Consider the following 12,992-nt stretch of genomic DNA (forward strand, 5'->3'; position numbering starts at 1 on the left):
ACCCTCTATCGGAAGAACACCCAACGCCGAATTAAGCGTACTAAAACAATGAGTCATAATGTAAAAACTATAAACCACTGTTTAATTTAATTTCCTTGTTAGCTTTATTTTCAGGTCGATAATGTAGTTTCCAATGACTACCTAGTGGTAACATCACAATATGTAAAACTAGCCACCAAAGAAAGACAGGGGCAACACCATAAAAGTGACCTGCTGGCATGTACCCGTGTGACATTTGATTTCTCAAATCCCCATATATCTTATCTATTAATATTGCCTGTAGATTACCAATAATATCTTGCCCTAAAGTTTCAATAACAACAGGATGTTCTAATGAAATTTAAGACCACTTCTTTCTTGAGAACCGTCACCGTGTAATGTTGTTGGTTCCTCCCCTTGAGTGCGCGCTACATATCTAAGTGAATTCTCAATCTGTGGAATAAGTATGTGACATGCACTAAGGAAATCACCTTCAAGACCAAACGAAATACCCTTTATGTAAAAATATTCATGACCATAAGGTATAAACGGATTATTTTTTAAAATTCTTTCTAAGGCATACTTTGAAACATAATGCTGTATCATTAGCTCATCTAGAGCGGGTCGTATTTGTCCTTGTACTGCAAGTTGATGGTCTATTGCGATATTTTTCATCATAGTGGACCAAGTAGCAGGTCCATCTTGTTTATCATCAAGGCCCATTCCTGATGGAACTTTAGCAACGGTAATACCTTCATGATCTATATGAGTTCCGCTAAACATCCATGCAATACTATTTTGCATTTGTTCGATAGCTTGCTCTTTGAGCCTATTAATGTCTGTTGGTCTTGAAACCAGAACACCGAGCCTAAAAAGCATATCGAAAAAATCTTTACCTTGAACTTCAAGTTTTGATTGATGAACAATTTCGCTAATGTCTTGGGGCGGAGATGAAAACTCATGAAGTTGATGCAGGGATTCGATTTGATGATCTCTCATAGTCTCATATAGCTCAAGTCTTTCTTGTCTAGTATTAGGAACTTTAGACAAAGCATCAATTGCCCTAAGTATACAGTTAGCGGCTATCAAACCACCATCTTGTATTTCAGAATCTTTAACGTGGCAAGAGGCTATTTCTCTCCAAATTTCTTGCTGTTTAATTTTATCTCGTGTTGAAATTGCAGAATGCAATGCACATTCCCACCCACTTATCGCTGTTCTTGTGTCGCCTATTTCAAAACGAGTTTGAGCAATTTCTTCTGCAGTATTAAGAATCCAGTCATCATCCCCAACACCACATTCATGTGATAATTTTAATAAACGCAATGCATAAAAAGGCGAATCATCTATTTTTTTATTGTTTACTTCAGATAAAATAAAGTCTGATAATTTTTCAAATAAATCAGGTCGTTGCGAACCCCTTCGAAACATGCAGCTTAGCCTTAAGGCTCGTTCAATTCTTTCCGCAGGATATATCCATGAATCAGCTACAGCTAACAAACTCTTTGCTGATTCAATATATGATTCAATTGCCATATATGCATGTTCAACGCTTCCTGCTTTTGTAACCCAAGAAATATCAGCTAATCTTGCCTTTAATTCAGGTATTGTTACAAACGAACAAAATTGAGAAAGAGAGTTCAAAGACTCTTTAGAAAAATCATTTGCAATAAGACCTCTACGGTCTTGCATTATAAATTTAGGTGAAAATGGAGCTTTCGAATTTTCAGGTTTTAGGTGCATCGAGCAAATGGCAGATAGTAACTGTGCGGCATTAGAGTCTTTTATGCCACCAAAAGCCGATTCTAATTCATAATACACGAGGCTTTTACATGAACCGACTATTTGCTCTTGATCTAATGATTGTAACTCCTCTAAAGTAACTTCAACTTCTTGAATAGACATAAAACCTCCGTGTGTAGGTTGCGGCTAACAACTTAGTTTACGACATCTGTCGTTTTACAAACTGGCAGATGTCCCCATTTTATACTGATTTCATCCTAGCTATAAAATAAACACCTGTAAACAAATAGTTAGCTTCGCCTTACTTTTCCTAAATACAGCAAAACCCTAAAATGGTGGGGTCCAGTAATATCAGATATATAGCTGTGTAGTTGTACTAGTTGATTATCAATTAACAAATCATATTTTAAAAACCTGAGTTTAGACCCGTAACGCACTCTCCCTATAACCCTTAACCTTGTAACTCATTATTATTTATATAAGCCATAATCTACGCCTATTGAATCCTCTGTATTTTTACTTCATATTAAACCCTCTCTTACCTACTTATTAAGCTGTTATGTCACTTTTAAAATTTAGCCAAGCACTTATATTTATCCTTGCAAGTACCCTGTCGCTTACAAGCCATGCGGCGCTTAATAAAAACGAGCGTGAAATAGTAAAACAAGTTGAGCACAACATGCCGCAAGCGCTTAAAGAAATAGAACAAGCGGTAAACATTAATAGCGGTTCACTAAATATTGAAGGCGTAAAAAAGGTGGGCGCGCTTGCAAGCGAGCAACTAAAAGCCATTGGTTTTGAGGTTGAGTGGTTAGATGGCAGCGCGTTTAACCGTGCAGGGCATGTATTAGCTGCGCACAAAAGTAAAAACCCCGATGCAATAAAAATACTGATGATCGGCCATCTTGATACCGTGTTTGCCCAACACGATAACTTTACTACCTACAAACAAATTGATGAACACACCGCCAGTGGCCCAGGTGTAGCCGACATGAAAGGTGGTAATACTATTATAATTACCGCCCTTAAAAGCTTACAAGCCCTTAATTTACTTGAAAACGTAAGCGTAAAAGTACTGCTTACCGGCGATGAAGAAAGCAGCGGCCGCCCGCTTAGTTTATCTAAAAAGGCGATTGTTGATGCAGCAATTTGGGCTGACGTAGCGCTAGGTTTTGAGAACGGCGATAACAATATTAAAACCGCTATGGCGGCGCGCCGTGGTTATACCGGCTGGACGTTAAATGTAACGGCCAATGCTGCACATTCATCGCAAATATTTAGTGACAGTGTGGGCTATGGCGCTATTTACGAGGCGTCGCGTATTTTAAATGACTTTAGAGAGCAACTAGCCACACAACCTAATTTAACCTTTAATCCTGGACTTATTGTAGGCGGTACTGATGCACAGTACGACAGTGCTAACTCGTCAGCCACGGCTTTTGGTAAAAGTAACGTAATTGCGCAAACCGTGCATGTAGCGGGTGATTTACGGGCGCTTTCGCCAAAGCAGGTAGAAGGCGCTAAAAAAGTGATGCAGCAAATAGTGGCTAAAAGCTTAAATGGTAGCCACGCTGAGCTTACTTTTGAAGACGGCTACCCACCAATGGGGCTCACCGAGGGTAATAAAAAGCTGCTTGCACTGTATAGCCAAGCAAGCCAAGACTTAGGCTATAACAAAGTGGAGACTGCAAACCCACGTAATGCCGGCGCGGCTGATATTTCGTTTGCTGCAAACCATGTTGATATGGCGCTTGATGGCCTAGGCCTCATGGGCAGTGGTGCGCACACTAAAAACGAAACCGCCGATTTAACCTCACTTAATAAAAACATCGCTAAAACAGCACTGCTTATTTACAGATTAGGGCAGTTATAAACGCAGGCTTAGCCTTTATAGGTTAATAGGCTCTAGCCGTTTGCCTGCTACTTGCAATGCAAACTTACGCAACGTTTTAAGCTGCGGGCTTTCGGTTTGCCAATAGTGCCAATACAAAGGTGTATCAATATAATATTCTGGGAATAAATCGACTAACTCGCCTTTTATCAGCGAGTCTCCTAGCTGTAAGGTAGGTAATAGCCCATAACCTAGGCCTGCTATCATGGCTTGTTTAAATCCCTCTGACGAAGGGTAAATATGGGTAAACAGTGGGGCTGAGCCATTAATATCTTCTAAAAACTGGTGTTGTAGCTTGTCATACTCACTAAATACCAAGCACGGTAAATGCGCTAATTGCGAAAGCTCAGTAAGCTTATGTTGTTTTATAAAATCGGGGCTTGCAATGGCTTTGTAGCGTATGGCGCCAAGTGGGCTAACTAGGCCGCCATTAACGGGCTCGGGGGATGAGCTAATACACACCATAACCTCGCCGTCTTTCATTCTTTTATGGGCAATGGATTGATCTTCACTAATAACTTCAAAGCGTAATTTGCACGCAAGCTCTGTATCTAATACGGCGAGTGCTTCGGGCAGCCAGGTGGCAAGCGAATCCGCATTAGCAGCAAGCTTTACGCTAAGCGGGGTGTTTAAATCTGTGTGCTCGTTAAGTGCCTCTACATTAAGGGCCACTTCTAGCTGCAATACTTGCTGTAAATGATTAAGTAAACGTTTACCAAGTGCCGTGGGCGTTGGCGGCTGGGTTCTTATTAATACGGGCTCGCCTAGTTTGGCCTCAAGCTGATGAATACGCCTACTCACCGCGGATTGGGTAATAAATAATTTTTTTGAGGCCTTTTCAAATCCGCCTTCACTTATCACGGCACTAAGCGCATTGAGTAACTGGTAATCAATCATGAGTTTTACGCATATAACAATAAATATATTCATTGGATTTGTAACAGAATCCCCCCTACCCTGCAAGGCATTGGATAACAGGTTTTATTTGAGTGGATTTGAAGTATGTCGTTTTTGTCGGGTGTGATGTTAGGGCTGAGTTTAATTATTGCCATTGGGGCGCAAAATATTTGGATTTTAAGCCAATGTATGGCGGGCGCTAACCGTTTTGTTTTAGCTGCGGTTTGTATACTTTGTGACGCCACATTAATTATTGTAGGTGTATTTGCCGCTAATGAGTTAAAGCTATGGCTGCCGGGGTTATTACCGTGGTTAACCTGGGGTGGTATAGCTATGTTACTTTACTTAGCATTTGGCTCTGCGCGCAGCGCAATTAAAGGCACATCGGGGTTAAAAGTAACTCAGGTAATAAAAGTGAGCTGGTGGAAAACGGCCCTTGCGGCCTTTGCTATAAGCTTACTAAATCCACATGTTTATTTAGACACCGTATTGCTGCTTGGCAGCATTGGCGCATTACAACCCGTGCCTATGCACTTTGCTATTGGCGCTTGTGTGGCCTCTGTTATTTGGTTTAGTAGCTTAGTGTTGTTTGCGCCAAAATTAAAAAAGGTTTTAAGCTCCCCGTTTAGATGGCGCGTATTTGATAGCTGTATTGCGGTTATTTTATGTTTTGTGGCGTTTCAGTTATATAACGTGCCAAGCCAATAAGCCAAAACAGCGGTAGTTATGTATTTAACTACCGCTGTTGTTAGCCATTTTTAAAAGACTAAGACATTATTTTATAAAGTAATTCTCGCACTGTGGCCGGTTCAAACGGTTTATCACAAATGGCATCAACTCCTGCTTGCGCAATATTAGCTAGGTGAGTGTCGTTTGCCTCTGAGCTCACCATTAAAATAGGAATATGCGAGTAAGCATTTGAGCCACGTACAGTTTCGGTTAGTTCGCGTCCATCCATTTCTGGCATGTTGTAATCGGTAACGATTAAATCGAACGATTGCTCACTAAGGTGCGCTATGGCTTCTTTTCCGTTTTCGGCTTCTACGGGTTCGGGGATCCCCATGCCAGCAAGTACGCGTATTATGTGTTTACGAGCAAAGCGGCTGTCGTCTACTACAAGTACGCGAAGTAGCGTTACATCAAAATGATCAAGCTCTACTTCTTCTTCGCTTATTATATCGAGAGTTGCTTTAAGTGCGCGAGTAATGGCTTTTGCGCTAAAAGGTTTAGGTAAAATAGCCAACACACCGGATTGGCGTAGTTGCTCAAGGTACTTTTTATTACGCTCGCTCGATATAAGCATAAAAGGTTGATGTTACGTGGCGGGGTTAAGTCTTATTTTTTGCAATAATGAGTCGGCGGTGCCGTCTGATAAGTACATCGAGCTTATTACTAGGTCTGGGTGGTAACTCTCAAGTAACGATAAAACCTGCGCTTGAGTAGCCGCAGTTTCTACTTGTTTAACACCACTTTCTGCAAGCGATTTTATTATTATTTTTTGCTGAACCTCTGAAGGCTCTACAAGTAAAATGGACAAGTTTGCTATTGCAGTTAGGTCGCTCATTCAAGTCTCTTTAGTATTGTTATAATAAGGATAATAATAACATTGTTGACTCGTTAATATTATATAAAGAGATTGTAATATTTAAGAAAACATTAGCAATCTCTTCAAAATATAGCACTTTCTAATTAGATTGGATGTATTCTAATGCATTCATTTTTTTGTACGTTACATTGCTGTGCATTATGTAAACAGGGTTAGGGTCTACCACTTCTACAGGTATGTCGTAATTACGGGCTACTTCTAATGCCATTTGGGTGATATTTACACTAAACGAGGTGCCCATAAATACAATTTTATCGGCGTTGAGCATACGCTGTTGTGCTTCGGTTATTCTGTAAAGCTCAGTGTAAAATTCATCGAACAACAACACAAAAGGCTTAAACGAATGATTAAGCTCAGGTGTTTGGTTTTGAATATTAAATAGCTCAAAAAGAGACTCATGCAGGCGGCTTTCATCTACACTATCCCACGGAGTCATAAGCGGTTTAACGGCTTCGCCTTGCTCATGAAATAACGTCATTTGATCGAGCCTGCCGTGTATAGCAATGTAATTTTTATTACCGGCTTTGCCATCAAGGCCATCTATATTTTGGGTTATTAAGTTTTTATCGCTCAGCCAATGGTGTACTTCATTCGGGCCATGGTTACGATAGGCAGCAAAACGATTGTAATACCAGGCTAAAAACTCGCGTGGATTGTTTTGATACATAGCACGCGTGGCCATTTCCATAGGCGTATAGTTTTTACTGCCTATAGTCCAAAAGCCATCTTCGCCTCTAAATGTAGGTATGCCACTAGCAGCACTTACCCCTGCACCGGTAATATAAAGTGTATTCACTGTGCTACCTCGTAACCTGTTACATCGCTTATTACTTGTTGTTGGTTGTTCATACCGCCAATACGATAGAAAAAACCATTGTGCTCAAGTAGGCCGCGGTGATCCATGCTGCCTTCGGCTAAAGGCGGTAAAACTTGCCATGTATTTTGCTCAATATTAAAACGCCACACGTGTTTACTTGCCGGGGCGGGCTGTTTATTGTAGCCAATCCCATCGTAGTTATAGGGGTTATTAGAGCCGCCAATCATGTAAATATTGTTATTGTAGCTAGTAGCAGCCATACGGTAATGCGACTCCCCCGTTGGGTGGGGCAAAGTACGCCAATCTATTTTTAGTGGATTGTTGGCATTTATTGTGCCTTTTAAACACTGAGCAACACCTGCAAAAGAGCGGCGAGAATCTGGATTTGCTTGGGTTTTAACGCCATCGCAAATAACAATAGTATTACCACTAATAGCAGCCGCTTGGCCAAATACTGGCTCACCTAAAAAAGGCGACGCCTGTTGCCATGTATTGTTTTTAGTATCGTAAACTTGTACTAAATTTACGTTGCCATCGTTATGCCAGCCGCTAATAAGGTATATGTAACGCTCTTTGTAGCTTAGCGCTACGCTGTCATCAACCGGTACAGGCATACTTGCAAGGTGTTTATACGTGTTGCTTTTTATATCGAAACGGTACACATCGGGGCTTGAAATTTCAGTATGATCGCTATCTACCGTGTAGCCACCAAATATATAAGCGTATTCACCTAAGCCCACTGCAGTACTGGCTAAGCGCCCCGTTAATGGCAAACTTGAAGGCACACTCGCTTGTTGCTGCCAAGCGCTGTCGCCCAGTTTTAGCGAAAATACCTTATTGTGTACATCGCTATGTTGTTTGTTTTTACCAAGCCCCATAAAACTCAAAAAATAGCGTTGTTTTTCAACAGTAACCTTAGCTACGGCATTGTTTGCAACGGGTTCGGGTAAAGCAGGAAGGCTTGCTAACGCAATAGAAAAAAGAAGGCTCATAAAAACAAATAATATAAAAGTGACTAATACACTTAGGGTAAATTATTTTACCTGTATGAACCAGCTAACTATAAGTAATTTACCTTATTAATGCGTGTGTTTAGGTGTGCTGCGTTTTACAAACCATCTAATAATTAATGGTGTAGCCAGTGGGCTAAATTAGATAAGCGAATTTACAAGCAGCGCCTAATGTACACTGTATTATTACTTGATTTTGAGGCTTTATTTGTTAATTTTATTTAAAAACTACAAAACTTTAATAATTTAGCGTTAAGTTTTAAAACGTCCTTACTACTTAGTAATTTATGCTAGTTAGCCTAATAAAGTGTACTTTTAGCAATATAAAGTATGCTAATATTTTGTGGTAACAAATGTTTTACAAAAATATATCCTGTTTTTGATTTTTTATCCCTGTGGAGAAACCTAGGTGAAAATACCTAAAAAGTTATTGTGCTCACTTATTATTGCCTCACCAATACTTGCTGCAGAACCATTAAACGACGATGATTTAGACCTTGACGCGTTAATGGGAATGGATGTTCAAGCAACTTCTGCAATGAAACGAGCACAATCGGCCTTTAACACCGCCTCTTCTATTTATGTGCTAAGCAAAGAGCAAATTACCAGCTCGGGCGCTACCTCTATCCCAGAGGCATTAAAAATGGTGCCAGGCCTTACCGTAAGACAACTTGATAACAATCAATGGGCTATTTCTGCACGCGGTGTTGCTTCACGGTATTCCAGCAAATTATTAGTAATGATAGATGGGCAAAGCCTATATACCCCCAAATTTGCGGCTGTGTATTGGGAGTCGTTGCATGTGCCTTTATACGATATTGAACGCATTGAGGTTATTCGTGGTCAGGGCGGGTTGTTATGGGGTAATAACGCAAATAACGGCGTGATCAATATCATTACTAAAAATAGCTTAGATACACGCAACACTTACGCTAAAGCAATTACAGGTAATCAAATAAATGCCGACATAAGCCTTCGCCATGGTGGTGATATTTCTGATATTGGTAGTTACAGGGGCTACTATAATACTAAAAATACCGCACCTTCTAAAAAAGGCAGCCGCATTAAACCTAATGACTTTACTAAACAGCACGCTGGCGGCTTTAGAGCTGATTTTACGCCAAGCGATGAGTGGTCAATCCTCCTACAAGGGGATCATACCCACACAGAGCACGGCCAAAACCTTACTGGGGTATTGGATGCGTCTAACCGCAGTCAGCAGTTTCCAACTATTGCAAATAGGCGCGATACGCGATTAATGACCCGTGTTGAGCATCGCCTTTCAGATAATGCAAACCAAATGCTGCAAATGTCGTGGCTTAAACAACATGGTGAACAACCCTATATAAATGAAGATTTTGAATCGATTGACGTTGATTATCAAATGAACTTTATTACCGGTGCACTCCAGGTAGATTGGGGGCTTAATTATCGATTTAATGATATTTCTTTTCAAGACAGCATTTTTATTAATAGCGATAAAGACCTAGAAGACCTTTATCAATACGGTGCCATGCTGCAAGCGCAATACAGTGTTATTCCAGATACGTTAAACCTCATTGTAGGCACAAAAATAGAGCATAACGATTTAACCGGTTGGGAAAATCAACCCCTTGCCCGCTTTACCTATCAGCCAAATAGCGAGCACCTAGCATGGGGTTCAATTTCACGAAGCGTACGTATTCCTACACTAATTGAATTTAACGATAATTTTAGAGTAAATGGCCAAAAAATCTCAGACGTTATTGGCATGCAGTCGGGTATTGCTGAAATAGATCAATATCATATAGCTACATTTTTAAATGGTAACGATAACGTAAAAGCCGAAAATTATATCTCGTACGAGCTAGGCTACCGTATATCAAAGGCGGAGTGGTCTTTAGATGTTTCTGCATTTAATACGCAAGCAGATGATGTGGCCGTAATTAGCTTAAACCCTCATGTAGAACAATTTATACCTGCATTAAACTTTTACTTAGCCGGGGAAGTATCGCAAGCATTTGCGGCGCTTCAAACAACAAGCTTAGATTACGACTTTGTTTCGGTAGGTGAAACCACCACAACCGGGGGTGATTTATTGTTCTCGATGCAACTAATGGACGACTTAAGCAGCGAAGTTGGCTACAGCTATACAAAAATAGATTACGACTTACCCAATGCAACGCGCCCTACTATTGGCTACGACTCAGTAAACAGACAATTATTTACTAAACTGAATTACCAATTAACTGAGCAGCATTCTATTTTTGCCACGCTAAGAGCCGAAAACTCAAGTACTTACAATACAGATAACTACACCGCTGTAGACCTTACATGGAACTGGAAAATAAACAATAGCTGGGCCACAGCAGTATCAGGCAAAAATTTATTTGCAGGCTCACACATAGAATACGCCAATACTCGCGAAACATTTACAGTTCCTAATTATATAGACGAGTGTGTTACGTTTTCTGTTAGTGCAACATTTTAAGAGAGCCAATGCTTAAGCCTTTAAATCGATTGCTTTACCTATTTTTTTGCCTTGCGCTTTGTACAAGCTCAAGCGCGTTTGCGGTGCAAAAAGAATATGTGCTTAAAGCAGGCTTTTTATATAACTTTGCCCGCTTAGGGCAATGGCATTCTGCACTCGAAAACGGCTCCGACTTTTTAATTTGTAGCCCCGACAGCCAATTTATAGCAATAGCAAATGCCGCCCTAGAAAACAGAAAAGTACATAATCGCCACTTACGAAATAAACTAACTCCCCTTGAGACAACTGCACTTGAGGGCTGTGATATAGTATTTATTACCGATAATACCTATAACATGTGGTTAGATGCCCACCCCGCGCTTAATTTAAAAAATACAATGATAGTTGGCGAAACCGATGGCTTTATAGCCGCACAGGGCCATATTCGATTTTTCCTTTCAAGTAGTAAGGTGCGCTTTGAAGTTGCCCCAAGCAAGCTTAAAAAAGCAGGCATTACTATGAGCTCAAAAGTGCTGCGCCTAGCACGTGTAGTTGAGGGGTAAATAATGAAAAACTACTTCTCACTCAACTCAATGAGTAAAAAGCTGCTGTTTATTTTAATGAGCGTTGCGCTTATTTCTACCGCTACCGTTACTGCTGTTTTTAGCGCGTATGAGCTAAAAACCGCAAAACAAGAACAAACACAAAGCCTAAAATCACTCTCGCAAATATTAGCCCCCAATATTAGTACTGCTTTAATATTTTACGACACCGCCGCAATAAAAGAGCTGATTGAGCCGCTATTAATGCGCTCCGATATTGTATCGGTAGAAGTGATAAACAATTTTAGCCAACAACTTGCAAGCGTGACCTCGCCTAAATACAGCCAAGCAAGCTCAGCCCCGCATACAATAGAAGTAAAAACACCATTAACAATAGACGCTCAACGCTACGGTACGCTGATTGTGCGCGCCGACGACAGCGACCTAAACGACAGAGCCGCTTTTTATGGCCGGTTTATTATTGTTTTAATGATTTTTAGCTTTATTTTAAGTTTGCTTGTATCGCTAATGCTCAGAAAACGTTTTTTAAACCCCATTTTATATTTAGCACAAACAGCAGAGCAAATTACCTCATCTAACGACTATAGCTTACGTGCAAAAGAGCTTTCAAAGGATGAAGTAGGTAAACTAACTAGCTGTTTTAATACCATGCTGCAAACTATAGAACAGCGCGATAACCTACTAGAAAACCAAGTAAAACGAAGAACAAAAGAGCTCGAAAATGCCAATGTTCAGCTGCATCAATATGCCTATCAAGATGGCTTAACCGACCTACCTAACCGCCGTTATTTTTATGAGCACCTGCAACAGCTTGTAAGCACACCTGAACAACCATTTTCTTTGGTATTTATTGATTTAGACGGCTTTAAAGAGGTAAACGATAGTTTAGGCCACGACTTTGGTGATTTATTACTTCACGAAGTGGCTAAGCGACTTCGCCGCTGCTTAAAACAGCAAGACATAGTGGCGCGCTTAGGCGGTGATGAGTTTACCCTAATACTAAAAGGAATAAGCGATACAACAACGGTTTCGCACATTGCACACGATGTAATGAAAAGCCTGACCCGAACAATAACCATAAAAAACGAACATGTGCAGGTAACCGCGAGTATAGGCGTGGCGTTTTTTCCGCATGACGGCATATCGGTCGAAACCTTAGTTAAACGAGCCGACCAAGCGATGTATTTGTCAAAAAGTAAGGGGCGAAACAGGTTTGAGTTTTTCTCATACGAAATGGAAGAACTGGCGATTGAAAAGCGCCGCCTTATAGAAGAAATACGCATTGGCTTAAATAACAACCAATTTGAACTTTACTATCAGCCAATATGGGACCCCCATTCACGTACGCTAAAAAAAGCAGAAGCGCTGATCCGTTGGAACCATCCAGAGCGAGGTATTATTGGCCCTGTCGAATTTATCGATATAGCAGAGCAAAATGGCTTGATAAAAGAATTAGGTGAATGGGTTAAATCGCAAGCTGTTCGCGATGCGGTGCAGTTTAATAAACTAAGCTATACACCGGTGCAAATTAGTGTAAATACCTCACCTTTAGAGATTGATCGCGACGGTGTTTGGGTTACCCAATGGGTAGAGGCGTGCAAACTTTATAATTTGCCACCTCATACTATTTTAATTGAGATAACTGAAAACAGCTTAATGGACCCAGATAACGCGATTCAGCATCATTTAAAACGCCTTAATGCGCTTGATATAGACATTGCCATTGATGATTTTGGTGTTGGGTACTCATCGCTTGCGTACTTGCAGCAGTTAGAGATTGATATACTTAAAATAGATCAATCGTTTATACAAAATATTGAAGCCAACAGCAGCAGTATAGCGCTAATTAAAGCCATAATTACTATGGCGCATAACTTAGGGGTAGAAGTGGTCGCAGAAGGGGTAGAAACACCAACCCAACAAGCACAATTAATCGCGTTGGGCTGTGATTACATTCAAGGCTACTTATATTCAAAGCCGCTTTCAAAGCAAGATTTTATAAATAGCCATCTGCAAATAAAAGCAACCGTTGAATAA

At 40.5% G+C, this 12,992-nt stretch carries 10 protein-coding genes and 1 pseudogene; 5 read left to right on the forward strand and 6 right to left on the reverse strand.

All coding sequences use genetic code 11. The features are described from left to right. Positions 1 to 67 precede the first annotated feature (67 nt). Both PSI06_RS21700 and PSI06_RS13135 read right to left on the reverse strand, forming a co-directional pair. Positions 68 to 340: a DUF4209 domain-containing protein gene (locus PSI06_RS21700; RefSeq protein ID WP_369128028.1), complete on the reverse strand. Its 273-nt coding sequence runs from the start codon at positions 338 to 340 to the stop codon at positions 68 to 70. Then, positions 331 to 1,884 (reverse strand): DUF7380 domain-containing protein, encoded by a 1,554-nt coding sequence (locus tag PSI06_RS13135; protein WP_273603942.1) that lies wholly within the window; start codon positions 1,882 to 1,884, stop codon positions 331 to 333. The genes PSI06_RS21700 and PSI06_RS13135 overlap by 10 nt, the downstream gene beginning before the upstream one ends. A gap of 397 nt (positions 1,885 to 2,281) precedes the next feature. Here PSI06_RS13135 and PSI06_RS13140 point away from each other — a divergent pair, with 397 nt between their 5' ends. Further along, entirely contained in the window at positions 2,282 to 3,595 is a 1,314-nt protein-coding gene (locus PSI06_RS13140; RefSeq protein WP_273603941.1) for a M20/M25/M40 family metallo-hydrolase, read from the forward strand. Positions 3,596 to 3,610: 15 nt separating this feature from the next. Here PSI06_RS13140 and PSI06_RS13145 read toward each other — a convergent pair whose 3' ends face one another. Beyond that, positions 3,611 to 4,510, reverse strand: a complete 900-nt coding sequence (locus PSI06_RS13145; RefSeq protein WP_024032916.1) for a LysR family transcriptional regulator ArgP — start codon at positions 4,508 to 4,510, stop codon at positions 3,611 to 3,613. Between the two features lie 105 nt (positions 4,511 to 4,615). On the opposite strand from PSI06_RS13145, the gene PSI06_RS13150 reads away from it, so the two are divergent. Next, positions 4,616 to 5,218 (forward strand): LysE/ArgO family amino acid transporter, encoded by a 603-nt coding sequence (locus PSI06_RS13150; protein ID WP_004587008.1) that lies wholly within the window; start codon positions 4,616 to 4,618, stop codon positions 5,216 to 5,218. A 58-nt stretch (positions 5,219 to 5,276) separates the two neighbouring features. Here the strand turns inward: PSI06_RS13150 and PSI06_RS13155 are convergent. From PSI06_RS13155 to PSI06_RS13165, 3 genes and pseudogenes are all read right to left on the reverse strand, one after another. Continuing rightward, a pseudogene (locus tag PSI06_RS13155) lies at positions 5,277 to 6,074 on the reverse strand (response regulator). Positions 6,075 to 6,195: 121 nt separating this feature from the next. Further along, the gene (locus PSI06_RS13160; protein WP_273603940.1) at positions 6,196 to 6,912 is read right to left on the reverse strand and encodes an SIR2 family NAD-dependent protein deacylase; all 717 of its coding nucleotides are present in this window, start codon (positions 6,910 to 6,912) and stop codon (positions 6,196 to 6,198) included. Then, the gene (locus tag PSI06_RS13165; protein WP_273603939.1) at positions 6,909 to 7,925 is read right to left on the reverse strand and encodes a Kelch repeat-containing protein; all 1,017 of its coding nucleotides are present in this window, start codon (positions 7,923 to 7,925) and stop codon (positions 6,909 to 6,911) included. Before PSI06_RS13165 ends, PSI06_RS13160 begins: the two co-directional genes overlap by 4 nt. Before the next feature lie 427 nt (positions 7,926 to 8,352). Between PSI06_RS13165 and PSI06_RS13170 the strand changes: the two genes are divergently transcribed. From PSI06_RS13170 to PSI06_RS13180, 3 genes are read left to right on the forward strand one after another with little or no spacing between them, the layout of a single operon-like run. After that, entirely contained in the window at positions 8,353 to 10,413 is a 2,061-nt protein-coding gene (locus PSI06_RS13170; protein WP_273603938.1) for a TonB-dependent receptor plug domain-containing protein, read from the forward strand. Between the two features lie 8 nt (positions 10,414 to 10,421). After that, positions 10,422 to 10,955 (forward strand): YfiR family protein, encoded by a 534-nt coding sequence (locus PSI06_RS13175; RefSeq protein ID WP_273603937.1) that lies wholly within the window; start codon positions 10,422 to 10,424, stop codon positions 10,953 to 10,955. A 3-nt stretch (positions 10,956 to 10,958) separates the two neighbouring features. After that, positions 10,959 to 12,992: a bifunctional diguanylate cyclase/phosphodiesterase gene (locus PSI06_RS13180; RefSeq protein WP_273603936.1), complete on the forward strand. Its 2,034-nt coding sequence runs from the start codon at positions 10,959 to 10,961 to the stop codon at positions 12,990 to 12,992.

The sequence above is a fragment of the Pseudoalteromonas sp. GABNS16E genome (assembly GCF_028598715.1).
Taxonomy (GTDB): domain Bacteria; phylum Pseudomonadota; class Gammaproteobacteria; order Enterobacterales; family Alteromonadaceae; genus Pseudoalteromonas; species Pseudoalteromonas atlantica.